Here is a 24,409-nt window from a genome sequence, read left to right as displayed (position 1 = left end):
CCTTCCTCGCATGCCATCAGTGATCGACAGCCTCAGGCAGCGGGCCCGGAAGACCATAGGGGCAAACCTTCGTTTGATAGCCTCCCCAGCAGGCCGTGCGTATGGTGGGAATTTCCTCGCGAGATTTGATATGGGTCACGAAGTTCCATTGTTGCCGCTGGCTATCAGTGTCCTGGGCGTCGCCGGGATTGTAGTATGGCATGTGCAAGGCCCGTCTCGCCCAACCGCCCGGCTTATCGTGCAGATCGCGTTCTTTGCGGTGATGACGGCGGTTCTGGCCTACGCTCATGCCTTTCCCTTCCATTACGAGCCTGGCAGCCTCGACGGGGCGAACGCGCTGCTTGTTTCGGCGAAGATCCTCTGGTGGGTCCATTTGTCCTGGGCCGTAATCGGTTTCGTACGGATCTACATCGTCCTCGATCATCGTCCGCGAGAGGCGAGGCTGATCCAGGACCTGATCGTGGCCGTCGTGTACCTCGGCGTGTTGCTTTCGATCCTGGCCTTCGTCTTTGGCGTCCCGATCGGAACGTTAATGGCGACGTCCGGGGTCATCGCCATCATCCTCGGACTGGCGTTGCAAAACACCCTCGGTGACGTGTTCTCGGGCATCGCACTAACGCTTGGTCGTCCGTACGTGATCGGCGACTGGATCGAGTTGAGCGACGGTACCGAGGGAAGGGTGATGGCCAGCAACTGGCGCTCGACCTACCTCCTTACCGGCGCTCACAATGTCGTTGTCCTGCCAAACAGCGTTCTCGCCAAATTGGGCCTTACCAATGTCAGCCAGCCCGACGAGAACCATCAAATCACGCTGCGGGTGAGGGTGGCTCCGACGCGGATGCCTCGAACAATCATGGAGGTGATGCGCACAGTGCTCGACAGCAGCAACATGATCGTGAAGCAACCCCGTCCGAACGTCGTGCTCGTCGGTATCGACGCCAGCGCAGTCACCGCCGAATTGCAGTTCCGCGTCACGAGCCCGGCGCAGCGCGGCGAGGCCCGCAGCGAAGTCATCGATCTCGTTTATCGTCATTGCAGGGCCAACGGCTTGCAACTGGCGACGCCACTGGAAAGCTCCGTGTTCGCGGGATGCAACGCTCGACTTGAGGTGCAGCCTACGGCCCCAACAGCGCTCGGCCTTATCGAGGCCATCCCCATCTTCTCTGTCTTGAGCAGTGACGAGCGCGTCGCTCTCGCAACCTCCGCAACCCGACGAATACTTGCCCCCGGCACCGAAATCGTCCGGGAGGGCAAGGCACTCGCGACACTCATGATTGTGCAGGCAGGCATCGTGGCAATGAAGAAGGATAACGACGAAATCGCCAGGTTGGCACCCGGAGACTTTTTCGGCGAACAGGGATCGCTTGCCGGTATGGAGGAAAACCACACGCTGCAAGCTGTCACGCGCGTCATCGTGTACGAGATCGACAAGGACGCCTTTGCTGCGCTGCTGCGGGATCGGCCGGAGCTTGCCGAAGACCTGGCCGCGAACCTGGCTCACAGGGAGCGGATAGGAGAGAGATCGACGGCGCCGTCGATCCAGCATGAGCGTCGGCGTCTGGACCTACTCAACCGAATAAGGTCGATGTTCCAGATACATCGGAACCATGTGAACACCTGAACTTAATCGCTTCGCTCACCACCTTGGGAAGCTAAATCCATTGACAGGACGGCGTCATTGGATGCGAATGCTGCATGACCTGACATAGTCTTTCGGTGCGATTGTTGCTCTCGGCGCAACGATCGGGAGGCCCATATGCCTGAAACTGGCAGTTCGAAGCACCCGCTCGCCACGGTTCACATCATCGACGATGACGCTCACTTGCGAGCGTCGCTTCTCAATTTCTTTGACTCGATAGGACAGCGGGCGGCTGCGTTCGAGAGTGCCATTGATTTCCTCGAGCACGCCGATCTGACGCTGCCCGGCTGCATCCTCCTCGACATTAGAATGCCTGGGATGACAGGCTTAGAGCTTCAGGAAAAACTGACAGGTCTCGGACACCCGCTTCCGATCATTTTCATGACGGGAAACGCCAGCGTTGCGACAAGCGTATCCGCCATGAAGGCCGGCGCTTTCGACTATCTATTGAAACCGTTCAGCTCGGAAAGTCTGATCAAGGCAACGAAACTCGCTTTGGATCGCAACGCCGAACTGCGCGGCAAATATGCGTCGTTGCTTCATGCCCAAGACAGCATTGCCAGCCTGACGCCGCGAGAAGCGGAAGTGTTCGGATTCGTGTCCAAGGGTCTGATGAACAAGCAGATCGCCTACGAGATGGGAATAAGCGAGATCATGGTCAAACTGCACCGTGGTCGGATGATGAAGAAGCTTGACGCCCGGTCTGTCGCAGATCTCGTACGCATCTTCGATGCGGTCCATCCGCAAGGTTCGAAGTGACGTTCAGGCGACACGGCTAACCTTCGTATAGCTATCCATCCGATGCGGGCATCGCCTACGATCTGCGCGTAATCAATCATCTCGAGAAGGAGATAATCCATGCGAACGCTGGCAATCGGTTTGCTATGCGCGGCTATGATCGCGGTTCCCGCCGCGGCCGCGGATAAATCGCACAATGCCAATGTTACCGTGGTGTTCGACCACAAGCTTCCGAACGTCCCCGGCAAGAGCATGCGCGGCGTTCTGGTCGAGTATGGCCCCGGTGGCTACAATCCCTCGCACATGCACCCCAAGAGCGCCTTCATCTATGCAACCGTTATCGAGGGCTCAATCAAAAGCCAGGTCAACGGTGGCGAGGTGAAGGTCTACAAGAATGGTGAAAACTGGATGGAAGTCCCCGGCGACCATCACCAGGTGAGCGCCAATGCCAGCGAAACCGAGCCTGCGAAGCTTCTCGCAGTCTTTGTAGTCGACACCGATGAAACCAAGCTGGTGTATCCCGACAACTAAGGTTGTCGCTGCGATGCGGCGGGGGCCACGGCAGCCCTTCGCCGCTACCCGATTACGAAAACCGGATGATCCGCGAAGGATCACGAAGCGAAAGGTCGAAAACATGAAAATCGTCATCATCGGAGGCTCGGGCCTCATTGGAACAAAAGTTGCCGCTCTCCTGAGAAACCAGGGACATGAGGTCGTGCAGGCCTCTCCGTCCACCGGAGTAAACACTCTAACGGGCGAGGGGCTTTCCGGCGCACTTGCCGGTGCGGCGGTGGTGATCGATCTGGCTAACTCGCCCTCATTCGCGCCGGCCGACGTGCTTTCGTTCTTCAAACAATCGACCTCCAATCTCATCAATGCCGAGAAGGCGGCGGGTGTTCGCCATCACGTCGCGCTTTCCATCGTCGGCATCGAGAGATCACCCGACAACGGCTACTTCCCTGGGAAGGTCGCTCAGGAAGACATTGTCAAGAAGGGCGGCGTTCCCTACACGATCGTCAGGTCGACGCAGTTTATGGAGTTCCTGGGCGGCATCGCCGACAGCGCAACGGTCGACAAGACTGTCCACGTTTCACCTGGAGCGTTCCAGCCGATCGCGGCGGACGACGTCGCCGGCTTCGTCGCGGAGGCTGCGACTGGTACTGCGGCAAACCAGACAATCGAGATCGCAGGTCCGGACAAGAAGCCGATGAGCGACTTCCTGACCGGCTATCTTACCGCCACCCATGACGCTCGGACCGTCGTGGTCGACAAGGAAGCCAGGTATTTCGGCTCACTCGTCGACGACCAATCCCTGGTCCCGCTGGGCACCGCCAAGCTCGGACGGTTGGACGTCAAGACCTGGTTCGCGCAGCGCGCGAAAGCTGCTGCCTGAGTTTGAATAGCTAGGGACGGGGCGCGGACGACCGCGCCTCGGACTTAGGCGGACATGCGACCTTAATACGATTTACCTGCCGAACGCGAACGCGTACATTTGCTGGTCTCACTCGTAGACCGGCGGCATGGCAATCGTTTCATGATCAATATCTCAAACCCGTCTGCGGCGCGCGACCCGGCGGCCCTCGTTGTCGGCGTCATTGCCGCCCAGGTGATCGGCGGACTGTTCGCCCAAATGTCGCCGTTTGTTATTGCCGGGTTGATGGACGGTTTGTCGTTGTCAGAGCGCGACGCGGGCATCGTCACCTCCGTGGAACTTCTTGCGCTCGCTTTCACCGCGATCTTGATCGCTCCCGTTTTGCCCCGGTTCTCCTACCGGCGTGTCTGCATTGCGGCTGTAGGGTTGATGTTGCTGGCTCAAGGAGCTTCGATCATTGCTGGCGGATGGACCGCCTTGATTTTGCTGCGGACCCTTGCAGGCGTCGGAGAAGGAGCGCTTTATGCGATGTCATTGACCATCGTCGCCTCCCACTGCCGCAATCCCGAAAAGGTTTTCGGTTTCTTCCAACTGGTCTGGGCCCTTGGAAGTGTCCCACTCTTCAGCATAGGTGGCGAACTAACAGCCGCATTTGCGCATAGGGGTGTCTTTGCGTTGATGGGCGGAGTTACCCTCGCACTTGCTCCGCTGCTTCTCCTTGTTCCGGATACCCGGCCGTTCAAGGAAGAGGAAGCTGCGTCGGATGCTGAGGCCATTTCACCTCTGGTCGGCACATTGCTCTTAGGCGCTATCCTCCTCTTCGTTGCAGTGTCCGCCGCTCTTTACGCTTTCAGCGCTCCCTTGGGCGAGCGTGCAGGAATGGAGACCACCGCAGTCGGATACGCGTTGACCATCGCCTCGTTCGTCGGTCTCATCGGCGCGGCAGCGGCCACGGCGCTGAACGTTCGCTTGGGAAGGGCGATGCCCATTTCCGCGTTCTGTCTCGGCTATGCGCTTATCGCCCTGGTGCTGTGCCTCTGGCAAAATTCCACAGCTTATGTGATCGCCCTCGTGGGATCGGTTATCCTTTACTACTTCTCGATGCCCTACCTCTTCGGCCTTGCCGCGGCTATCGACCGTAGCGGGCGTTGGGCAGCAGCGGCGGGATCAGCGTACTTGTTGGGTTTCGCAGCCGGCCCTGTCTTGGGCGGCGTTGTGATCGCGGCGAGCGGCTATACGAGCCTTGGTGCGGTTTGCGTCGCGATGACGGCTGTCGCCTGGATTCTTGCGATGATCGTCATCAGCCGAGCCCGCCTTGAGGCCCGGGCGACAGATCTTCTGCCATCGAAAGGGTGAAGGCAACGGTCGCGCCCCTGGCGTCGTTGTTGGTCATCCGGAATTGGCCTCCATGGGACTCCACGATCGAACGACAGATCGCGAGCCCCATCCCCATGCCATCCTTTTTGGTCGTGAAGAACGGCTCGAAGACACGATCGATCTCGCTGAACCCACTCCCGGCGTCTCGAACCTCAATTCGCACAGCGCCGGACCCATCGCGACATGAGCGTATATCCAGTGAACGCGCGCTATCCTCCGTCTTATCCATCGCCTGGATACCATTCCGGATGAGGTTCATCAGAACCTGTTGTATCTGTACGCGATCAAGGGCGATCATCGGAGGATTCGGATCCAGATCCGTTGTGATCCGAACGGCGTTCGCGCCAACTTCGTCGGCCATGAGGCGGCAGACTTCCTCTATGAGGAGGTTTGCGTTTTCAAGCGTTCGAGGTTGCGAAATGTGTTGGAACAGGGCGCGGATCCGCCGGACGACATCCCCTGCGGATACCGCCGCCGTCGTAATGCGTTCGGCAGCGAGCTTTGCCCGCTCCACGTTCGGAGGATCGACGCAAAGCCAACGAGTGCAGGCGTCTGAATCGGCCGCAATCGCCGCCAAAGGCTGATTGACCTCGTGCGCGATAGAGGCGGACAGTTCGGCCAGGTTTGCAGCTTGGGTCGCATGGGCTAGCTTCGCGGCCGAGCGCCGCAAGGCGTCTTCCGCTTGCACCTGATCATGAATCTCGTGGCAGAGGCCGAACCACGTGACGATGTGCCCATCCTTGTCGCGCATCGGCTCAGCGCGGCCCGACATCCACCTGTACATGCCGTCAGCCCGAAGGAGTCGATACCTCATGGCGAAGCTTTCGCCCGTCATCAGGCAACGCCCCAACTCATTCCCTACGGGTGCTGCGTCGTCCGGATGGAAGATTGTATCCATCACGGTCTCGAGAGTTGCCTGGTCCAAGATTTCCAGACCGAGAAAGTCAGCCATGCGCTTGTTCACCAGTGTGGTAGTCCCGTCTGGTGTAAGTCGCCACAAGTTGCTCGGGACCATATCGACCAGCAATGACAGCTCGGCCGTCCGATTGCGCAGATCCTCCTCGGCGCGCCTCTGCTCTTCGATGTCGATCGTCTGCCCAAACCATGCGTTGATAAAACCTCGGTCATCGTACGACGGTCTGCCCGATGCTCGAAACCAACGATATTCGCCGTCGTCCCGACGCAGGCGGTGCTCGCTGTCGAAGTGCGCCCCCGTCTCTAGGCTGTGCCCCCATTTCGCCGCAACGCTCTCATGATCGTCGGGATGAATATATCGCCGCCATCCGAATTGGTCTCCTCGCAAGAAGAATGCGACCTCATCAAGTGTCGTGCCGAAGTATGCTTGCATGCTCTGGTTCATATAGGTGAACCTGCCAAGCGGATCAGCAGACCAAAGATGCGCCGGTATGCTCTCAGCGAGCTGCACCGTCAAATCTGAGGTGCCGCCGCCCGAGTCCGTTGAAGTGGACATCGTCCTCGTTCGCGCCTGTCTACTCGACATACGATCCTCCGCGTTGTCGACCACTCCATCCACCGTTGCTGGTTTGCTGGCAGATTTCCTGGCCCCGCTCACGATTCTACATAATTAAGGGCGCACTGGATGCTGAGTTTATAGCCCCTCTGGTGAGAAGTGCAGCCCCAAAACTTTATGGGGGAGTGAATCGAAGTCACCATCAAACCCGTGTGACTTGGGGTAGACGTCGATTTAAGCTGCTCGCTTCAGACTACCGGCAGCGACACGTTGCGCGCCCCGAAGCCGAGCTCGCTATCGAGATGGAAGCTTCCTCCGGCTTCATTGGCGAAGTGGCTCACGATTGTCAGGCCAAGTCCGCAGTCCTGTCGTCTTAGTCGTGAAAAACGGCTCGGATGCGCGACGAAACCTACCGTGCCGCATCCCATCGGCCTCGATCTCAAAAAGCGACGCCGCCACGTCGAACTTGTCTAATAATCATCTTCTCCGCTGATTTTCGGCCGAACACGTGCGTGCTTCTCGACCGGTCTGTCTGCGCCACCCTGTCGGCCATTCGGCGCACGCGCCCCCGGAAGCCAGCTGTCCGCCCGCGGCCTAGGTACGGCGGGAGAGAATGGCGAGCAAGTAAACTTACGTTTGGATTACGGCCGCGCTCATCGGACTGTATCCTCGCTCTGCAGCCCCAGACGGTCGTGGCCCGGCGCCCCTATACGACCAGCTCGGAAGGAAAAAACGATGGATTCCAAGGTGAGAGACAACCCTGAAATGCATCGGTTTGAGCGCCAGATACATGCAGGAGTGTTGGCCGCGGCATACTATGAGGTGGACGGCGAACGACTTGTCTTCGTCCACGTCGAGGTTCCGGAATTCGAGGGACGGGCATTGGTGCCGCCCTCGTCAAAGGCGTCTTCGATAATCTCCGGGAAAGAGGCCAAAAGGCCGTGATCCGGTGCTCGTTCATGCAGAACTTCCTGCAGACGCACCCGGAATTCAATGACGTCGTGGACGGATCCTAGCAAGGCCGCTCGGTTCTTGAATCGTGCCCCGTCACGTTCACCGAACAACAAAGGAACCGTCCGATGAAGCTCTACTACTCTCCTGTGGCATGCAGCCTGGCAGACCACATCGCGTTGAGGGAAGCCGATGTCGATTTAGAGATTGAGCGCGTCGACCTCGCAACGAAACTGACAGCAGGCGGCGCGATTTCGGTACCGTCACCCCGAAAGGATACGTGCCGGCGCTGGAACTGGAAACCGGAGAGATCCTGACGGAGAACACCGCCATTGGACCGCGGCACGTCACTCCTTTTTCGGAGTTGGTCGGGTGATGAACAGTTCCGCTGTCGCTGCCGCTGCACGCATGCATGGGTCAGGCGCTGGAGAGCAAGTAAACCAAGGTTTATCATCACTAGGCTTGGCGTTCGTGATAATCAGACCCAGCGGCGGCACCCACTTGGCATCGACGTCATTCCGCCCCTCATAAGAGAGGGCGCCGCAGCGAGTGGAGGATCGATCATGGAAAAGCTAGATACGAAACAGGATTTATCCGCCGAACCTATTGTCTATGTCATCGATGATGACAAGCACATGCGAGACGCTCTTCTCGACCTCTTCATGGTAACGAATAGGCGGGCTTCCGCTTACTCCAGTGGACCTGAGTTCATGAGCACGGCCGATACGACCGCCCCTGGCTGTATCGTTGTCGACCTTCGAATGCCCGGAGGCACCGGCCTCGATGTCCAGAGCCAGTTGATCTCGCTCGGAAGTAAGATGCCGGTCATTTTCCTGACGGCCCATGCCGACGTTCCGGCCAGCGTCAGGGCGATGAAAGCCGGCGCTACCGATTTCCTCACCAAACCGTTCGTTACGCGGGATCTGCTCGACGCTGTAGACCACGCCATTCGCCTGGACGGCGAGAGACGCAAAGTTGAAACCGAACGCGAGCAGATTCGGACGCTGGTCGATAAGCTGACCCCGCGAGAGCAGCAAGTGATGCTCGGCGTCGTCAGCGGGCTTATGAACAAGCAGGTCGCCTATCAGCTCGGGATCAGCGAAATGACCGTGAAGCTGCATCGGATGAGCGTGATGCGCAAAATGCAGAGCCGTTCCATTGCCGATCTGGTTCGCAAGGCCGAAAAACTGCAAAGGAACTGAGGGCGCCCGCAAAGCGCGGGCTGAACCGAATGGCGCGGAGGATGCATGAAGCACCCTCCGCATTATTTTTATACGGCAATGAATCTCAGCAGATCGAGATTGATGATATCTGCATGGGTCGTCACCATCCCGTGCGGCAGTCCCTTGTAGATCTTCAGTGTCGCGTTCTTCAGAAGTTTGGCGGAGAGAGGGGCGGAATCTTCAATCGGGACGACCTGATCGTCATCACCATGGAGAACGAGAGTCGGAACCTCGATCGTTTTCAGATCTTCCGTAAAGTCGGTTTCCGAGAAAGCCTTGATACCCAGGTAGTGAGCGTTTGCCGCGCCCATCATGCCTTGTCTCACCCAATTCTGGATAATCGGCTCAGAGGCAACGGTGGCGGGCCGATTGAAACCGTAGAAAGGCCCGCTGGCTACGTCGTAATAGAACTGGGCTCTGTTCGACGCCAGCGCAGCACGGTATCCGTCGAATGCCTCGGTCGGAAGTCCGCCTGGATTGTCGGGTGTCTTCACCATGATGGGCGGCACTGCGCCGATGAGTACCAGCTTCAGAACGCGGCCTTTGCCATAGCGGGCGACATAGCGGGTAGCTTCGCCTCCGCCCGTCGAATGACCGATATGAACAGCGTTCCGCAAGTCCAGATGTTCCACGACGGCGGCAACATCGGCAGCGTAATGATCCATATCATGGCCGCCGCCGACCTGTTCCGATCGGCCGTGTCCGCGACGATCGTGGGCGATAACACGGTAGCCTTTTCCCAGAAAGAAGAGCATCTGGGCGTCCCAGTCGTCGCCGCTGAGGGGCCACCCATGATGGAACACGATCGGCTGCGCCTCCTTCGGCCCCCAGTCCTTGTAGAAGATGCGGGTTCCGTCCATCGATGTCACGTAGCCATGCCCGGCCTTTTCGGATGTCGTGGTTATTGAATTGACGTTCATTCCGAACTCCTATTGCTAAGTCCTGTTCCAGTGCCGAAACACCGGCCGCAACGCTAGCATCTCCACGTTGGCGCAAAAGCTATACGTACGTTTGATCGGTGACAGCCGCCTCGATGCCCCCTTGCGATCCCATCGTTTCCTGTCCTGGACCTGTCGAAGGATGCCCGCGGTCGATGGCCTTCCGTTGCGGAAGGAACTTGTGCGTCGTCAGCCAATCGTGTGCCTACGTTGGACTGACGCGCGGCGCGGGCGTAAAACATGTCGAGCGATCACAGCGAAGCTCCGGATGGAGAGCAACCGATGACGCCTGATACTGTCACAGCTGGCAATTCGCCTATCGAGGCCGCAAAGACCGTCGAAAACTTGACCGGTGTCGGTTGGGCATTCGATGCGAGCGGCAGGTGGATTTACCTCTCACCTGCCTTACAAGCCGCTCTAGGCAAGACGCCAGACGAGTTGAACGCTTGGTGGAGCGAGGGAGAGGTCGCTTGGAAGCAACTGCTCTATCCCGATGACTATGAACGCGTTGCCGGAGAATGGCGTCACTCCATTCATTCCGGACAACCCTTCGACAGTGAGTTTCGTATCCGACGCCGGGCCGGCTACGGTTGGGTTCGAAGCTCCGGAAGGGCTGTGCGGGATCGCACCGGCGAGATTCTCGGATGGTATGGCACGTCGATCGACATCGACAGCTTCCGGGCAACCGTTGAGACGTTGCACGGCCGGGAGCTTGAACTTTCGCAACTCGTCGACACGGTTCCCGGCCACTTGTGGCGTCTGACACCTGAGGGCGAGCCGATCTTCTTCAACCGGAGAATGATCGACTATCTCGGCCGAAACGTCACAGACATCGAAAGGCCCGGTCTGAGCCGACTGGACGCCATGATCGAGATGGCAATTCATCCCGACGACGCGGCTGAATTCGGAAGCACTCTGAATCAGAGCCTTGTCACGGGAGAAAGCTTCTTCATGAGATACCGCCTGCGTCGTTTTGACGGGGTTTACAGATGGATGTCCAGCCGAGCGGAATCCATGCGGGACCACGACGGCCGCATCGTCCAGTGGTGCGGCCTCTGTCACGACGTCAACGACCAGGTTCGTACAGAGGAAGCTCTCAAGCGATCCGAATGGCACTTGCAACGACTGATCGACGCGCTGCCGGTAAACATCTGCAGTTGGACGCCTGAAGGAGCACTCTCCTACGTCAGCAAGCGATTTCTGGAACAAGCAGGATTGACGAAGACGGACCTCGCTGAGTTCGCCAAAGCGGCATTGGATTTGATCCATCCCGACGATGTCGGACAAGTGAGAGATCAGGCAATTCGGTGCATTCGGTCAGGCGAAGCATTTTCTATGAGATATCGCCGACGCGGAAAGGATGGCTTATTTCGGTGGACGGACGATCGGTTTGAGGCGCTGCGCGATGCCGATGATGCGATAGTGGAATGGTATGGCCTATCCATCGATGTCGATGACGAGATGCGAACTCAACAGTCGTTGCGTGATAGTGAGCATTCGCTCCATCAACTCGTCGAGACGCTGCCGGCGTTGATCTACTGCCTAGCGCCTGACGGTGCGCCGATCTATCGTAGTCACAAGCTGAGCGAGTATCTGGGATTCGAAATCGAAGATAAGGACGAGATCGGCAAGCACCGCCTGGATGTGACCCTGGACGCCATTATCCATCCGGACGAGCTAGCCGCCGTCAAACACAAATACAGCCAGTCGCTCCCGACCGGCGAGCCGTACACGATGAGGCATCGATTGCGCCGGTTCGACGGCGAGTACCGATGGATGGAGACGCGGGCCTTGGCGATGCGCAACGCCGACGGCGATATCGTGCAGTGGAACGGCGTATGTATCGACATAGACGATTGGCTTCGCGCACAAGAAGAGCTTAGGGTCGCACAAAGAAATCTCGCAAAGGCCAGCGAAGCGGCGAGCTTGGCCGAACTCACCGCATCGATCGCGCACGAAATAGGCCAACCTCTGGCGGCCATGGTATCGAGTTCAGATGCCTGCCAGCAATGGCTCAGCGGCGACCCTCCAAACGTAGAACGGGCACAGAAAGCCCTCGAACGCGTCGTTCGCAGCGCAAATACCGCAACAGAGGTGGTCGGTCGAATCCGTGCCCTTTTCAAGCATACCCCGGAGGCGCGCAGGACACAGGCGCTTGACGCTGTGGCGGTGGAGGCCCGCGATCTGATGGCTGAAGAAGCCACGCGACGGGGCGTACGGATGGAATGCCGAATTGAGCAAGATCTTCCGCCGTTGTTCTTCGATCCTATCCAGATACAGCAGGTCTTCGTCAATCTCATCCGGAATGCATTGGAAGCAATGGACCTTGCTGCAGATCGCGGGATGCTCCAATTGAGCGTACGACGCGACAGCGAGCGGATTTACACGGAAATATCCGACACCGGGCCGGGCGTCGAAGATCCAGAGCGAATATTCGAACCATTCTACACCACAAAGGGGCAGGGGATGGGGATGGGTCTGGCAATATGCCGATCAATCGTCGAAGCGCACGGCGGCAGGCTCTGGGTGGAGAAGAATGATCCGACCGGAGCGAAGTTCATCTTTGATTTGCCGGTCGAGGGCCAAGAAGCTTAAGGATCCGTCGTGCAGATTACGCCGCCCACATTTGAAGCTTCGTACATGCGCTAGATCTCAATAGCGGTTTCGATCGCCCTTCGAAGTTCCGCGCCAGCAAAAGGCTTGAACAAGCAGATTCCTGCCCGTTTCGCTTCGTTGATCAGCGCCTCTTGCGCATGGCCTGTCATGAATACGACGGGTATCGCGATCTTTCGCCGGTTCAGTTCCTTATAGAGGTCGATGCCGCTCATGCCTGGCATTGAAATGTCGAGGAGAAGACATCGCATTTCGGGGATCCGGGGCGATTCCAGAAAATCGGCAGCAGACGCGAATGTCACGACGGAATAACCGGACACCTCGAGCAGATCGAGCAATGATTCCCGAACCACTGCGTCGTCGTCTACGATGGCAACCAGCATTTGAAGCATTTCCATGTGATGTAGAGCTTCTTTGCTCCATTGGAGGCATGCTCACCGGCCAAAGGCAAAATCGCACTTGCCGAACCAAGCACAGGTAGTCGGGCCGAGACCGCGCCTTCGATCCCTACGTTCAAGAGGAACGATCATCGACCTATGGGAGTATTGGCGTCAATCCAAACCTAAGTATGCTACCGGCGTTTCCAGCGCGCTCTTACTGCTCGCGGCGGTCATCAGCGGGGAAGGGAATTGGCGGAAACGTGGAATTCATCGCTGTCGCGAGCAAGACCGACAGGATCTGCATCCGACGGTCCTGCAAGAGCCTATCGCATTGAAAACGAAGAGCATCGTCTGACCATTCTCTTCGGCGAGTTTGCGACGGCGGCCGAGCTGCTTTTACAACATTACCCGCGCGCCACGCTGGAGAAACTATTTCATGGTGGCCGGTCGCCAGGTCGCGCTTCGCCGACAGCTTCCGCCTGCGGAAGGAGGCCATCTTTGGTAGAGAGACGCCGAAACACCGAACTTCATGATCGAGTTCCACAGGCCTTTGGGATGTTAGCGATGCTTCGAACGGCTAACTCAAGTGAGCTGTGTCAACCGGACACGATGGAGACGATGAACGCAGGGATTTTTCCGGTTTCATCCTGCGGCCAACGCATTGAGGAACGCGATCAAGAGGTTGAATTCAGCGGTGGTCAATTTCACATCGCTTCCGTCCAACCGTATCAAGCAACGCTGCCGAACGGATAGCTTGTAGTCATCAAAGCGATAACTGCGTCGATCGCGTGCCGGAAGCGGCGACGTCCTATCGCGCATCGCCACAGTCAGCCTAGCCATGAATTCGCGGTACCCAAAGGGCTTGACGAGATAGTCTACAGCGCCAGCCTCCAATCCTCGAACCTTGTCGTCTTCATCGCGCAAATCGGCGCTAGTAACGATGATCGGTGTATGGGTCAGCGAAGCCAGATTCCGCACCGTGGCGAGAGCCTCCGATGAATTAACTTCTACAATCATCGCATCCGCGATTTCCATCGCGACCAACCTTCGAAGTTGGCGTTCTTCTGAGACCAGGCTAACTTTGATCGAGTTTGCGGCGAGGACGTCCGCTATCTTCGTCCGGGTCGTCATGTCGTGATCCAGAACAAAGACGTGTTTTCTGGCTGCCCCAGCGTTCCTCAAGGAGTACCGTTGGGATCAGCAAGGCATTTGAGAGGCGTTCAACCGCAACGCGTGAACACCGATCGGAACATCGAAGCCGGAGACCCTTTGCGGACCCAGGTAGTCGGTTTGATCAAAGCATGCGGCTGCTTGTACGAAATCTCCCGAGAGCAGGACTGGACGATCTAGTGTTTTGGTGAGCGCCTCGAGTTTGAAGGCCAGATTCACCGCGGATCCGATCACGGTGAAATCGAGACGCTTTTTGGAGCCGATGTTCCCGTACATGACTTCACCGAGGTGGATGCCGGTGCCAAAGCGGACCAGTTCGGCAGTTCGTCGCAAGCAGGACGCGCTTTGATATCCTTCCTGCACCGCCGCGAGCAGATGCTGGCAGGCATCCGTGCCATCCATTGGAAATACCGCTAGGAGGCCGTCTCCGATGAATTTCAGTATCTCGCCGCCGTGACGTTCAATCGGCTCCGCGACGACATCGAAGTACCTGTTTAAGATTTCGATCAGTTCGTCACGCGGAAGACTGTCAGACAGACGAGTGAAGTTTCGCAGATCACAGATCAGGATGGCTGCAATGATCGTCTCTCGACTGCCACGCGTTATGGCGCCGTGCAGTATCTCGTCGGAGGCGTGCGCACCCACGTAAGTCTCCAACAGCGTTCGAGCCAGTTGGTCCTTTACCCGTACTTCGGTGACGAGCGAGTACCACGGCATCAGCGTGTCGAGGAGCGCCAATTCCTGATCCGAAAAACCATCGGGACGATCGGTAGCGAAGGTAATGAGGTGGCGGCGACCTTGCGTGTGATCGAGGGGCCAAGCCACGTAGTCGGTATGGCCGTCGTGTTTCAGCTCCTCGTATACTGCAAAAATATGCGGGCCGTTGATCTGGAGCTTCTGCCGAACACGCTTTCCGCTATCGATCGCCACCCGAAATGGGCTGCGTAGAAATACGTCGGTTGCCTCGACGTCATAGGCGATCGTCTGAACGCTGGCATCGGGCTGGCCGCGCATCCAGGTCATCCGCGTGCCCAGCCACTGCGGATGGTGGACCCGAAGATGCAGCGTCGCTCTGCTAAGAGGAATCCCACATGCAACGATGCGGGCACAGAGCTCCGCGAAGACCTTTTCCCCCCGCGGCTGGTACCGAATCCCGGCCGCGAGCCAGTCCAGAATCTGCACTCGAAATCTAAGGTCTAGTTCGACACCCATAGTCTCCAGCATTTACGCGGACGCTATTGCAGCGGTAGATATACGAGCGTTCTAGTTGGGCACATCATAATCTCACCCGCAACAAGGGACTTTGAAGCCGGTGCTGCCCCTGAGCGACAGGGTTCGCACACCAGCTTCTCGAAGTAGGGCAGAACTCAGGATCGGAGCGCGTTCACTGCCTTGTTGTCACACGAGCCCCATCCCACCATCGACGTGGAGCTCGACACCATTTACGAAGCTTGCTGCATCAGAGGCGAGAAACAGAGCTGCTTTTGCCAGCTCGTCGGGGCGACCCAAACGGCCGGCTGGTATTGCTTTCGATAGCTGGTCGATCATCTCCGGCCGATTTTCTTCCGACACGCCTAGTTTGCCTAGAATTTCAGTTTCTACGGGCCCCGGACTGAGGACGTTCACGCGGATCTTTCGGGACTTGAACTCGACAGCCCAGTTGCGAGCGAACGCTGCGATCGCCGCCTTCGTACCTGCATACAACGTGTGATTTGGAAGTATCCTCGTCGCCGCGAGCGAACTTGTCAGGATAATGGTGCCCCCGATCCGAATAAGCGGCGAGATGGCCTGAACGCCGAAGAATACGCCGCGGGTGTTAATCGCAAAGTGTTGGTCGTACTCGTCCTCCGTGACTTCGTCGGAGGGCAAGAGATTGATCACTCCGGCGTTCGCCATGTAGATATCAAGTGCGCCAAAACGCCGGCGGATGTCTTCTGCAAGGTCATGATGATGGCCCCTGCTCGCTACGTCGCCGATGACGCCAATGGCTCCATTGCCGATATCCTTGGCTGCCTGATCGACGACATCCTTCCTTCTCCCTGTAATGATGACTTGAGCGCCTTCTTGGGCGAAGAGCATGGCAGTCGCTTTGCCGATGCCACTATTGCCGCCGGTAATGACCGCGATCTTATCTTTGAGACTAGGCATTTTCGTTCTCCATGTTGACAGGGCGAACGTATGCTGCTGCCTGTATGGATTTTAGCCGTGTCGTCGGCACAAAACCTTTTCCTCGGAGATTCAGGTGACCCATTTGCTGAATGAGATGTCGGGATTGATCGCGTTCGTGCGCACGGTCGAAGTTGGATCGTTCAGTGCGGCTGCTCGGGATCTGAAAACATCACCCTCCGCCATTTCGAAGAGCGTCGGTCGGTTGGAAAAGCTGGTCGGATCCCGTCTTTTTCTCAGGTCGACACGCGCCCTTACGCTGACCCCCGACGGGCAGATGCTGTTCGAGCGGATCGGTCCACTGCTGCGGGAACTCGATGCATCGGACGATGGGCTATCAAGTAGCAGCGGACTAACCGGACGATTGCGATTCAGTATGCCCGTCGAAATGTCAGAGCTGTTTCTCGGGGCGATCTTCACCAAGTTTGCCGAGGAATACCCTGACCTAACGCTGGACATCGGGTTGACAGACAGGTTCGTCGACATCATCCGGGACGATTACGATGTCGTCTTCAGGGTCGGGGAGGTCGTGCAACCCGATCTGGTTGTTCGGCATCTCGCGGATCTCGACATGGTTCTGGTTGCAGCTCCGTCGCTTCTATCAAAATGGGGCGTGCCGAGGACAATCCATGACTTTCAGAGCATGCCCTTTGCGCGGTACTCCGTTGGCGGCCGAACGGCACACATCGCCTTTGCCGACGGGTCCAAGATCCTCCCAACCGGGCGAATAGACTGCGACAGCGGCATCGCTCTACATTCGGCAGCGCGGCACGGCCTCGGAGTAGCCTTGCTCATGCGTTGTGTGGTGGCAGACGACTTGGATTCGGGAATATTGATTGATGTGACACCCTCGGGAGCGCTCAAGCCGATGCGCTTCAGTGCTGTTCACGCGCTTGGTCGGACCGTGCCGTCACGTGTCAAGCTGCTTTCCGATTTCGTAGCGCTTGAGGCCCAGAAACTCTCGATTCGTGCTCAGTCACCTGGAGATGCCGCTGCAGCGAGGGATTGACGCTGCGCGACAATCACAGCCCGACCAAGTGATCCCATACCTGGGAACCTTTCTCGCCGACGGCACGCGAGCGCGTCACCACAATGGTCGTCGCGGGGAACGTTCCTTTGGAGTTTAGGATTCGTGCAATTCACACGAATGAGTTCGATTGCATCTTCAAGGCGCTGAAGAGCCAGTCAGCGCTCACGTCGATCAATCCTAAACTCGTCCGTGCGCTCGCTGCTCGGACGATGAAGCTTATCCGTCACGACATCCCATGGAAGGCATCGCAAAAGGGCGGGCCTCCCCTCAATCGGTTCGACTGACCCGCGCACTCGGCTGAGCAAGGAAGGGCTTGAAAGCGGCTGCGATCTTCGCAAGAAATCCCTTGCTGAACGATCCCAAAACCTCTGCACTCGGGTCGTAGTAAAAGGACTGCTCGGCTATGTCATGATTGAATTCAGAGACGGTAATCCACGCATCCTTCCACTCACGGATTCCAGCGCGGCGGCATTCAAGCTGGGGAATCTCCAAGGCGGTTTGATCGGAGCGGGGCGGGGTGCCTGAGATAGCCAATAAGATCAGGTTTGTCTGATTGCCTTTCGGGATTGCTAGAACCATGCAAACCGGGCGTGCCTTCCGCCCCTCAGTTTCTCCCTTGTCGCGCTGCCATGTCCAGAGATAAGGATAGCGGATGATCGAACCATTGGCCGGAGTATCAGCCATTGGTCTCGCTTCCTTCCTCTATCAGTCGGTCCAGTTCCGGACCGATCAACGCTGCCAGTTCAGGGGGGGCCTCATTGGGGCCATAAGCCCTGCGCGGATCGCCTTTTTGCTTCATGGCCTCAAAATCGTCGTAGGTCATGAGGACGTAGCGGGCCTTGCGATGTTGAGTAATAGCGACCGGCTGGCGATCTGCCGCCATGGTCACGGTCTTAATATCGCGCAGCAATTCTACCGTGGAGAATTTTTCCATCGTGGCGCTCCTTCAAATTATACGAAATATACAATTCATTTGATTATTTGACAAGGGTAACGCCACGGGCAGCCGCCTGTCCGCTTGGCCCGAACCGCAGGGCGTAGAGAGCCGTACAGTCGTCGCCAGGTCGAGGAGCGTCCTGCTGCGCGGACGCAGGTAGGCGCCGCCGTCGTCGTCCGCTTGGAAAAGTGCGAGGGCAAGGTCCTGGGGGAGTCGCGTCGCGGGTGCGGGCCGCCCTGGAGGGGCACGGTGTTGTGTTCATCGAGGCGACGTCGGATGGTGGGCCGGGAGTCGCTCTCGCCAAAACTCGCGCTGCCGACCCCGCCGGTCACGCCTAAGAGAGTCGCCGGTTCGTCGAAACAAGTGAGAGAGCTCGTGTTGAGTGCGATTTCATTTCGGAGTGCGGGGGGTCTCGAGACGTCTACAGTCGATGACCATGCCTCGACATTTAAGAATATCTAGTGCTTGCTCCTTCCATAGGAGCAAACCATCCGGACCGCGATCCACGTGGCGACCTCGAGATCACTCCCACGAAAGCCCGAGAAACCAATCGACCGCCCGACCAGCAACGTTTCCTTGGCTCCGAAGCTCCTTGCCGGTAACAATGTCCTCCACGTCTTCTTCGGAGCGCGTCGCGCCATGCGCAATCACATTTGTGTCGAATATCCGGTAGCTCTTTCGCATCGACAGTTCGATCCGCTGTGACGGCGACAGCGCGTGCGCCGCGACTGCGTGCCCGGCCTCGTGCACGGATATCCATCTCGGCGCGTACGATGCCGGAGAAATTGGCCGGAAACGGTGGCGGATCCGGTGGCGCCAATGAGCGCCGTCATGGACTAGCCCGTGGAATAATGGGGAAAAATGGTCGGAGTGGAGAGATTCGAACTCCCGACCCTCTGGTCCCAAACCAGATGCGCTACCAGACTGCGCTACACTCCGTGCCGACGAGGGAGGGCAATACACGGTTCGCCTCGCGCCCGCAATACATAAATCGCGTATCCCCATGCTTGGTTTAAGCACCCCATCGTTCAGCTTGCTGTGCGGAGTGATTGATATGAGCACGAGTTATCGAGTGATCGCGAAAAGAGGAGGGCTGCCGGAAAACGATCGGAGATCCAGCGCTCCGCCGCCTTGGCTTTTTTCTTGAAAAGAAAGGGATTCGTCGGTAAGCAAAACTCATCTCTTTGTGCGATGGTTTGGATGAAGAGAAGCCTCGGATATGGGGCAGAGTGAAGTTTCGAGTGCGAAAGCCCGCTAATTCGGAGGCGTTGCAGCAATGTCTGCCAAGATCTACCGCCCAGCCAAGACCGCGATGCAGTCCGGCAAGGCAAAGACAAATATTTGGGTTCTTGAGTTCGATCAGGAGACGCCGCGTACCATCGATCCGATCATGGGTTACACGTCTTCCTCGGACATGCGCCAGCAGCTGAAGCTGACCTTCGAAACGCAGGAACTCGCTGAAGCTTACGCGAAGCGCAACGGCATCGAGTATCGGGTCATCGCCCCGAAGGATCCGCAACGCCAGACTGTGGCTTACCCTGATAATTTCCGCTATACGCGGACTCAGCCTTGGACGCATTGATCCGCTTTCATACGCGATGATTTGACCAGGGCATGAAGCCCGGGTCACGCGGCCCCTTAGCTCAGCTGGATAGAGCACCTGCCTTCTAAGCAGGTTGTCGCAGGTTCGATTCCTGCAGGGGTCGCCACTCTCTTCAGGGACTTGCGACGCCGCGGTTGCGACGCGAACAGCTTCCGCTGACAATTCGCTCCCGGTCCTCCGCCGCCTTCCTCTGCACGGATCGGAGAGGGAATTTGACTTCACCTCGAAAGTCCTGAGCAACGTTGCCAGTTACTCTGTGGACACGGGTCACAGCCGCAACTAGGGCACCTGCAGACAAGATACCGTCAAGGACGCCGCGATCCATGCCGTGTTCTCTTCGTCCGCAAAATCCCGCTCGTGACCAGATGTGCCGGTTTACCGCAAGCGACTTGGCTGGCATTTGCAAGGCTGGGTAGCGCGGACACGAAACACTTGATTCCTGCAATGGATTGAGAGAGCTATTCCGCGATTGAGGGAGAGTCTCTATTTACCAACCCCGATTTGCGTCACAAAGCCGGCCGCCCCGTGATGTAATTGAAACGTAGCACAGATAAGAGTTTCAATGACCGGAATTGGGCGCTTGCCGGCCAAGGCCTCTTCCGCTATTGGGCCCAAAGCCGCCGTTGAACCCGGCGCACCAGTCAGACCCGACCACCCAATGCTAGCCGACAGGCCAATCCTGCAAAGGCGGTGGCGAGGAAATAATTGGGTAGTCGAGCAAACTTCGGCGCGAGTTTCACATCGCTTTTTGCACGGCCATCCGCACCAGCGACGAAGTGAACTGCGTCGCATCAGGCGACCTTGCCTTCCGGTTTGGCGAGCGCGCTGTGGCGCAGTTTCATGCGGTGACTGGGGCTGGCGAAATCGAGTGCGCTCGGCCAGTCGGGTGGAGATCCGCCACGCTGGACTAATTGTCGTGAACAAGGCTTAATGCCGCGCGGGGATGGCTGGGGATGCCGATCATGAGATCACCGCAGCAAATGAATGGTAGTGCCGATGTTCTCGATGCTGTCGTCGTCGGAGCCGGCTGGGCGGGCCTCGGCGTCAGCTATTGGCTGGCACGAAGGGGCTTGCGCCATAGCGTCCTGGAGCGGGGCCGCATAGGAGAGACCTGGCGCACGCAGCGATGGGATTCCTTTCGGATGAACACCCCAAACGTGCAGACCGTCATGCCAGGCGACTGCTATGACGGTGAGGATCCATCCGGTGCCCTGACGCGCGACCAGTTCGTCGCTCTCCTCGAGGACTTCGCCAGGCGCAACGCGCTCCCGATCGAACCGGATACTGCGGTGTGCGAACTCAGGCACGAGAATGACGCGTATCGGCTGACCACTTCACGCGGCATGCTTTTAGCGCGGAACGTGATCGTTGCAAGCGGCAGCCTGAATTGTCCGGTGCGCCCAGTTTGGGCCGCTGCGTTACCGCCCGTCCTTCGCCAGATCGACGCCTCCGGCTACCGCAGCGCTGCGGATCTTGCCGACGGCGCGGTGCTGGTGGTCGGAAGTGGCCAGTCGGGTGTCCAGATCGCGGAGGAGTTGGCGGAAGCAGGCCGAACAGTCTTCCTTGCCACCAGTCGTGTCGGACGGCTCCCGCGGCGCTACCGAGGCCGCGACATCATGGTCTGGCTCCTCGAATGTGGGTTTCTCGACGTGCGACGGGAGGAGGTCATTAGACTTGCGGGACGCATCCCGCCTCGAGGTGTGCTTGGGTCGGTGCACACGATAAGCCTTCAAGCGCTCAGCGCCCAAGGTGTCGTGCTTCTTGGGCGATTGACTGGCGTCGAGGATGGCGACCGCCTCTCGTTCGCCGACGATCTCGAAGCGAATGTTCGCTTTGCGGATGAAGCCTCCAATAACATCAAACGCCATATCGACGAATATGTCAGCCGCGCTGGAATCGATGCACCCGTTTCGGAACCCGACCCGGCGGAGACGGTCGCGATGCAACAGCCGAACCCGACGATCGCTTCGCTTGATCTCTCCCGGTCCGGCATAACGACCGTGGTGTGGTGCACAGGCTTCAAGGGCGATTTCAGTTGGATGAGGCTTCCCGGTGCGCTCGATGCCGCGGGACAGCCGGTCCACGAGGATGGCGTGGCCACCCTGCCGGGCCTTTACTTCGCCGGGTTGGATTTCGCCTCTACGCGCAAGTCAGGCATAATATTGGCGATCGCCGAGGAAGCACCCCGCCTTGTCGAATACATCGTAGGGCCTTCGTGACAGCCTTTGGCGCTCTGCGGACGAGGCTGTTGTCGCCTTCCGAGCCCAAAGCTGACAAAGGGCTTCGGGCGGGATGGTCGTAATCCGAAGGTTCCGAGGATTAGGACTTCGCAGGAGCTTCGACATCCGAGAATGCCTGAACGGCGTCCGGAAGCCTCGCACCCTTGATTTGGATGGCCGCGAGGGAGGCATTCAACTCCGCGATCTCGTAGGGTGTAAAAGTGATGCCAGTCGCGTCGATGTTCTCCGTCATGTGAGCCATCTGCGTCGTGCCGGGGATCGGGACGATCCACGGTTTCTGAGCCAGCAGCCAAGCGAGCGCGATCTGTCCGAGGCGTGATTGTTTCCGGTCCGCCCACGTCTTTAGGAGTCCCACGAGCGCAAGGTTGGTCGGCAGGTTCTCAGGCGCGAAGCGCCCTTCGATGCCGCGGATATCACCCTGAGCGAACCGTGTACGAGCGTCGATCGCGCCGTTGAGGAAACCAACGCCGAGAGGGCTCCAAGGGACGAATCCGACGCCCAGTTCCTCGCACACTGGGATCGCGCCCTTTTCAGGCCCCCGCCACAGCATCGAGTATTCGCTCTGAACCGCGGTCAGAGGCAGCGCTGCGTGGGCGCGCCTAAGCGTGTTGAGACCCATCTCGGAAAGGCCCCAGTGCACGACTTTCCCCTGCTTCATCAAGTCATTCACGGCTCCTGCCACATCTTCAATCGGCACCTGCGGGTCGACGCGGTGTTGATAGAGGAGATCAATGCGGTCGGTTTGCAGGCGCTTGAGCATTCCCTCGACGGCCGACTTGATATGTTCGGGACGGCTGTTGAGGCCCGGAAGCCGTTCTCCAGTCTCGAGATCGATGTTCCAGCCGAATTTGGACGCGATAACAACCTGATCCCGGAACGGTTGAACGCCTTCGCCGAGTATCCTTTCGACCTCATGTGGGCCATAGGCCTCTGCTGCATCGTAGAAAGTCAGGCCCCGGTCGAAAGCGGCCCTTATGATGTTATGCATTTCGGCACGCGTTGGAATTGTTTGCTGGTAGGTCCGGCTCATGTTTTGAACGCCAAGACCCACGCTGGATACCTCCAGGGAGCCGAGCTTTCGCCGTCCGATTTCGGTGACGGACGTTGTGTCTGAGGCATTTTGCTTGGTCGTCGCCTGAGCATTGGCTACCCCGAGATTGGCGGCCACGGCCAACGTACCCGCTGTCAGCAGCAAGCCTCTGCGGTTGAGTTCAATTCCGTGCCTCGTAGTCATCTTTACACTCCTCTGATTTTCTTGACTGCGGGGGTGCTAAGCGGAGGGCCGTCACCGACGAGCCGCCTGGCGCTTGATCTGGCCTATGGCGTCGTTGAATCCGCGCGAAGTTCCGCTTGAACCCGCCAACTTGCCAACGTTCACTTGATCGATCGGTCGCCCTATGACGACCTTTGGAACCGCCGCCGCAAAGCGTCGCTGGAGTTCCAACGATTCCGGCACATATGCATGGGGAGTGACCTCCACCGCGGTGATCACGCCATCAGTCAGGGTCACCTTTACGGTTATATGCGACGGCTGGCCGCCGTATGTCCCGGTCGCTGTGTAGACGCCGTCTGCATACTGACGGGGCTTGCCGCCTTGGGCCTCTGCCGTCGAGGACACCATCAGGGTTAGCGCCGAAGCGACGAGCGCGTTTCTGATCTCGCGGGGCATTTTGTTCCTTTCTCAGGTGAAGGCTTCGCCGTCGAAATTGTCGGACACCTCAGCACGGCCATCGGCGAACATCCGAACGAAGGAGAAGTCGAAGCTTGGCACCAGCCGGGAGGCAGGAACGACGAAAAGCGCCGTGGCCAGCCCGTCTGCCGTCGCGGCATCCTTCGCAACGACCCATGTAGCAACCACGTCCTTCACGGGCCTTCCGGTCCTGGCATCCAAGATATGATGAAGGTTGTCTCCCCATTTCCGGCGATTGACCGCCGAGGCGCAAAGCGAGGCGTCTCGGAGGTGGGCGACGCCCACCACCTTCGTAGGATCAAACGGATGCTCAAGTCCGACACCGAGCGCCGCTTCTCCGCGATGCAGCATGTCGCCGCTGCCATCGACGACAAAGTCTTCGAGGCCTCTCACCCCCAAAACACCTGAGATCAGGTCGACGAGATGGCCTTTGCCTACCGCGCCAAGGTCGATCAAAAGCGGACTTCGAGTGATCAGCGTCGAGCCCTGGCGGAAAACGTCGCTGCCCCAGCTCGTGCGCTTGCTTGCATAAGTCGACACTTCCGCTGGCTGCGGCACAAGCGAGTATCGACGATCGTAGCCCAGAAGCTCCAGATCGCGTCCGACGAGGGGATCGAGGCCGCCTCCGGTTATCTTGTGAAGCCGGTCGTAGAGGTCGAACATCTGCGCGGCCCCAGCCGGAAAAACGAACGTGCCGCCGTGCTCAGCCTCGGCGATCTTCGTGATCAACGAGTCGTCGCGGAACCTCGAATAGTTCCTGTCGAACCGTTCGACGAGTTCGAGGATTTGCCGCCGGGTCTGGTGACACAGCGGCGTCGGCGTGTCGATTTCGCAGGAGGTGCCGATCGCATCGAATTCGAACCGGGACATC

General features: G+C 58.4%; 24 protein-coding genes and 2 tRNA genes. 13 read left to right on the top strand and 13 right to left on the bottom strand.

Annotated elements, in window-relative coordinates; genetic code table 11:
* Positions 1-130: 130 nt before the first annotated feature.
* The 5 genes from PMI09_RS02510 (at position 131) to PMI09_RS02490 (ending at position 5,105) form a co-directional block, all read left to right on the top strand.
* Entirely contained in the window at positions 131-1,621 is a 1,491-nt protein-coding gene (locus PMI09_RS02510) for a mechanosensitive ion channel family protein (RefSeq protein WP_007788552.1), read from the top strand.
* Positions 1,622-1,756: 135 nt separating this feature from the next.
* Positions 1,757-2,398, top strand: coding sequence for a response regulator transcription factor (locus PMI09_RS02505; protein ID WP_007788551.1), 642 nt, complete (start codon positions 1,757-1,759; stop codon positions 2,396-2,398).
* 99 nt (positions 2,399-2,497) lie between these two features.
* Positions 2,498-2,908, top strand: a complete 411-nt coding sequence (locus PMI09_RS02500) for a cupin domain-containing protein (RefSeq protein ID WP_007788549.1) — start codon at positions 2,498-2,500, stop codon at positions 2,906-2,908.
* A gap of 103 nt (positions 2,909-3,011) precedes the next feature.
* Positions 3,012-3,770 (top strand): SDR family oxidoreductase, encoded by a 759-nt coding sequence (locus PMI09_RS02495; protein ID WP_007788547.1) that lies wholly within the window; start codon positions 3,012-3,014, stop codon positions 3,768-3,770.
* A gap of 141 nt (positions 3,771-3,911) precedes the next feature.
* The gene (locus PMI09_RS02490; protein ID WP_007788544.1) at positions 3,912-5,105 is read left to right on the top strand and encodes an MFS transporter; all 1,194 of its coding nucleotides are present in this window, start codon (positions 3,912-3,914) and stop codon (positions 5,103-5,105) included.
* Here PMI09_RS02490 and PMI09_RS02485 read toward each other — a convergent pair.
* Complete coding sequence (locus PMI09_RS02485) at positions 5,050-6,597, bottom strand: PAS domain-containing sensor histidine kinase (protein ID WP_157213321.1); 1,548 nt, start codon at positions 6,595-6,597, stop codon at positions 5,050-5,052. The genes PMI09_RS02490 and PMI09_RS02485 overlap by 56 nt on opposite strands.
* A gap of 735 nt (positions 6,598-7,332) precedes the next feature.
* Between PMI09_RS02485 and PMI09_RS31965 the strand changes: the two genes are divergently transcribed.
* The 3 genes from PMI09_RS31965 to PMI09_RS02470 all read left to right on the top strand — a co-directional run bounded on the left by PMI09_RS31965 (position 7,333) and on the right by PMI09_RS02470 (position 8,750).
* Complete coding sequence (locus tag PMI09_RS31965) at positions 7,333-7,542, top strand: GNAT family N-acetyltransferase (protein WP_007788539.1); 210 nt, start codon at positions 7,333-7,335, stop codon at positions 7,540-7,542.
* Positions 7,479-7,613 carry an N-acetyltransferase gene (locus PMI09_RS32755; protein ID WP_443216162.1) on the top strand — a complete coding sequence of 45 codons (135 nt, stop codon included), beginning with the start codon at positions 7,479-7,481 and terminating at the stop codon, positions 7,611-7,613. Before PMI09_RS31965 ends, PMI09_RS32755 begins: the two co-directional genes overlap by 64 nt.
* Before the next feature lie 498 nt (positions 7,614-8,111).
* Complete coding sequence (locus PMI09_RS02470) at positions 8,112-8,750, top strand: response regulator transcription factor (RefSeq protein WP_007788535.1); 639 nt, start codon at positions 8,112-8,114, stop codon at positions 8,748-8,750.
* Positions 8,751-8,818: 68 nt separating this feature from the next.
* Here the strand turns inward: PMI09_RS02470 and PMI09_RS02465 are convergent, their stop codons facing one another.
* On the bottom strand, positions 8,819-9,691 hold the full coding sequence (locus tag PMI09_RS02465; RefSeq protein WP_007788533.1) for an alpha/beta fold hydrolase: 873 nt from the start codon (positions 9,689-9,691) through the stop codon (positions 8,819-8,821).
* Positions 9,692-9,949: 258 nt separating this feature from the next.
* On the opposite strand from PMI09_RS02465, the gene PMI09_RS02460 reads away from it, so the two are divergent.
* Positions 9,950-12,304 carry a PAS domain-containing protein gene (locus PMI09_RS02460; protein ID WP_338009954.1) on the top strand — a complete coding sequence of 785 codons (2,355 nt, stop codon included), beginning with the start codon at positions 9,950-9,952 and terminating at the stop codon, positions 12,302-12,304.
* 50 nt (positions 12,305-12,354) lie between these two features.
* Here the strand turns inward: PMI09_RS02460 and PMI09_RS02455 are convergent, their stop codons facing one another.
* The 4 genes from PMI09_RS02455 to PMI09_RS02440 form a co-directional block, all read right to left on the bottom strand.
* Positions 12,355-12,720: a response regulator transcription factor gene (locus PMI09_RS02455; RefSeq protein ID WP_037081656.1), complete on the bottom strand. Its 366-nt coding sequence runs from the start codon at positions 12,718-12,720 to the stop codon at positions 12,355-12,357.
* A 624-nt stretch (positions 12,721-13,344) separates the two neighbouring features.
* Positions 13,345-13,884, bottom strand: coding sequence for a response regulator (locus PMI09_RS02450; protein WP_274533070.1), 540 nt, complete (start codon positions 13,882-13,884; stop codon positions 13,345-13,347).
* A gap of 15 nt (positions 13,885-13,899) precedes the next feature.
* On the bottom strand, positions 13,900-15,054 hold the full coding sequence (locus PMI09_RS02445) for an adenylate/guanylate cyclase domain-containing protein (protein WP_244423707.1): 1,155 nt from the start codon (positions 15,052-15,054) through the stop codon (positions 13,900-13,902).
* 216 nt (positions 15,055-15,270) lie between these two features.
* Positions 15,271-16,020: a glucose 1-dehydrogenase gene (locus tag PMI09_RS02440; RefSeq protein WP_007788521.1), complete on the bottom strand. Its 750-nt coding sequence runs from the start codon at positions 16,018-16,020 to the stop codon at positions 15,271-15,273.
* Positions 16,021-16,114: 94 nt separating this feature from the next.
* Here PMI09_RS02440 and PMI09_RS02435 point away from each other — a divergent pair, with 94 nt between their 5' ends.
* Complete coding sequence (locus PMI09_RS02435; protein WP_007788519.1) at positions 16,115-17,047, top strand: LysR family transcriptional regulator; 933 nt, start codon at positions 16,115-16,117, stop codon at positions 17,045-17,047.
* A gap of 288 nt (positions 17,048-17,335) precedes the next feature.
* Here PMI09_RS02435 and PMI09_RS02425 read toward each other — a convergent pair whose 3' ends face one another.
* The 4 genes from PMI09_RS02425 to PMI09_RS02410 form a co-directional block, all read right to left on the bottom strand.
* Positions 17,336-17,752 carry a hypothetical protein gene (locus PMI09_RS02425; protein WP_007788514.1) on the bottom strand — a complete coding sequence of 139 codons (417 nt, stop codon included), beginning with the start codon at positions 17,750-17,752 and terminating at the stop codon, positions 17,336-17,338.
* Complete coding sequence (locus tag PMI09_RS02420; RefSeq protein ID WP_007788512.1) at positions 17,745-18,002, bottom strand: prevent-host-death protein; 258 nt, start codon at positions 18,000-18,002, stop codon at positions 17,745-17,747. The genes PMI09_RS02425 and PMI09_RS02420 overlap by 8 nt, the downstream gene beginning before the upstream one ends.
* A 525-nt stretch (positions 18,003-18,527) precedes the next feature.
* On the bottom strand, positions 18,528-18,689 hold the full coding sequence (locus tag PMI09_RS02415; RefSeq protein ID WP_157213319.1) for a hypothetical protein: 162 nt from the start codon (positions 18,687-18,689) through the stop codon (positions 18,528-18,530).
* Positions 18,690-18,867: 178 nt separating this feature from the next.
* Positions 18,868-18,944, bottom strand: a tRNA-Pro gene (locus tag PMI09_RS02410).
* A gap of 337 nt (positions 18,945-19,281) precedes the next feature.
* Here PMI09_RS02410 and PMI09_RS02405 point away from each other — a divergent pair.
* The 3 genes from PMI09_RS02405 (at position 19,282) to PMI09_RS02395 (ending at position 21,827) form a co-directional block, all read left to right on the top strand.
* A complete protein-coding gene (locus tag PMI09_RS02405; protein ID WP_007788506.1) occupies positions 19,282-19,587 on the top strand; it encodes an ETC complex I subunit in 306 nt (101 codons plus the stop codon).
* 50 nt (positions 19,588-19,637) lie between these two features.
* Positions 19,638-19,714, top strand: a tRNA-Arg gene (locus PMI09_RS02400).
* A gap of 856 nt (positions 19,715-20,570) precedes the next feature.
* On the top strand, positions 20,571-21,827 hold the full coding sequence (locus PMI09_RS02395) for a flavin-containing monooxygenase (RefSeq protein ID WP_244423706.1): 1,257 nt from the start codon (positions 20,571-20,573) through the stop codon (positions 21,825-21,827).
* Between the two features lie 100 nt (positions 21,828-21,927).
* Here PMI09_RS02395 and PMI09_RS02390 read toward each other — a convergent pair whose 3' ends face one another.
* From PMI09_RS02390 to PMI09_RS02380, 3 genes are read right to left on the bottom strand one after another with little or no spacing between them, the layout of a single operon-like run.
* Positions 21,928-23,082, bottom strand: coding sequence for an aldo/keto reductase (locus PMI09_RS02390; protein WP_007788502.1), 1,155 nt, complete (start codon positions 23,080-23,082; stop codon positions 21,928-21,930).
* Positions 23,083-23,133: 51 nt separating this feature from the next.
* A complete protein-coding gene (locus tag PMI09_RS02385; RefSeq protein ID WP_007788501.1) occupies positions 23,134-23,517 on the bottom strand; it encodes an FMN-binding protein in 384 nt (127 codons plus the stop codon).
* A 12-nt stretch (positions 23,518-23,529) separates the two neighbouring features.
* Positions 23,530-24,408, bottom strand: coding sequence for an FAD:protein FMN transferase (locus PMI09_RS02380; RefSeq protein ID WP_007788500.1), 879 nt, complete (start codon positions 24,406-24,408; stop codon positions 23,530-23,532).
* Position 24,409 lies beyond the last annotated feature (1 nt).

It is taken from the genome of Rhizobium sp. CF122, assembly GCF_000282035.1.
Classification (GTDB): domain Bacteria; phylum Pseudomonadota; class Alphaproteobacteria; order Rhizobiales; family Rhizobiaceae; genus Rhizobium.
This window is presented reverse-complemented; position numbering and strand designations above follow the sequence as displayed.

Bases quoted from the DNA above. Each gene is read 5' to 3' on its own strand.
- PMI09_RS02465 (WP_007788533.1), bottom strand. From the start codon at position 9,691: ATGAACGTCAATTCAATAACCACGACATCCGAAAAGGCCGGGCATGGC.
- PMI09_RS02505 (WP_007788551.1), top strand. From the start codon at position 1,757: ATGCCTGAAACTGGCAGTTCGAAGCACCCGCTCGCCACGGTTCACATC.
- PMI09_RS02420 (WP_007788512.1), bottom strand. From the start codon at position 18,002: ATGGAAAAATTCTCCACGGTAGAATTGCTGCGCGATATTAAGACCGTG.
- PMI09_RS02415 (WP_157213319.1), bottom strand. From the start codon at position 18,689: ATGCGAAAGAGCTACCGGATATTCGACACAAATGTGATTGCGCATGGC.
- PMI09_RS02380 (WP_007788500.1), bottom strand. From the start codon at position 24,408: ATGTCCCGGTTCGAATTCGATGCGATCGGCACCTCCTGCGAAATCGAC.
- PMI09_RS02425 (WP_007788514.1), bottom strand. From the start codon at position 17,752: ATGGCTGATACTCCGGCCAATGGTTCGATCATCCGCTATCCTTATCTC.
- PMI09_RS02460 (WP_338009954.1), top strand. From the start codon at position 9,950: ATGTCGAGCGATCACAGCGAAGCTCCGGATGGAGAGCAACCGATGACG.
- PMI09_RS02390 (WP_007788502.1), bottom strand. From the start codon at position 23,082: ATGACTACGAGGCACGGAATTGAACTCAACCGCAGAGGCTTGCTGCTG.
- PMI09_RS02405 (WP_007788506.1), top strand. From the start codon at position 19,282: ATGTCTGCCAAGATCTACCGCCCAGCCAAGACCGCGATGCAGTCCGGC.
- PMI09_RS31965 (WP_007788539.1), top strand. From the start codon at position 7,333: ATGGATTCCAAGGTGAGAGACAACCCTGAAATGCATCGGTTTGAGCGC.
- PMI09_RS02470 (WP_007788535.1), top strand. From the start codon at position 8,112: ATGGAAAAGCTAGATACGAAACAGGATTTATCCGCCGAACCTATTGTC.
- PMI09_RS02385 (WP_007788501.1), bottom strand. From the start codon at position 23,517: ATGCCCCGCGAGATCAGAAACGCGCTCGTCGCTTCGGCGCTAACCCTG.
- PMI09_RS02440 (WP_007788521.1), bottom strand. From the start codon at position 16,020: ATGCCTAGTCTCAAAGATAAGATCGCGGTCATTACCGGCGGCAATAGT.
- PMI09_RS02490 (WP_007788544.1), top strand. From the start codon at position 3,912: ATGATCAATATCTCAAACCCGTCTGCGGCGCGCGACCCGGCGGCCCTC.
- PMI09_RS02500 (WP_007788549.1), top strand. From the start codon at position 2,498: ATGCGAACGCTGGCAATCGGTTTGCTATGCGCGGCTATGATCGCGGTT.
- PMI09_RS02455 (WP_037081656.1), bottom strand. From the start codon at position 12,720: ATGGAAATGCTTCAAATGCTGGTTGCCATCGTAGACGACGACGCAGTG.
- PMI09_RS02485 (WP_157213321.1), bottom strand. From the start codon at position 6,597: ATGTCCACTTCAACGGACTCGGGCGGCGGCACCTCAGATTTGACGGTG.
- PMI09_RS02510 (WP_007788552.1), top strand. From the start codon at position 131: ATGGGTCACGAAGTTCCATTGTTGCCGCTGGCTATCAGTGTCCTGGGC.
- PMI09_RS02495 (WP_007788547.1), top strand. From the start codon at position 3,012: ATGAAAATCGTCATCATCGGAGGCTCGGGCCTCATTGGAACAAAAGTT.
- PMI09_RS02395 (WP_244423706.1), top strand. From the start codon at position 20,571: ATGAGATCACCGCAGCAAATGAATGGTAGTGCCGATGTTCTCGATGCT.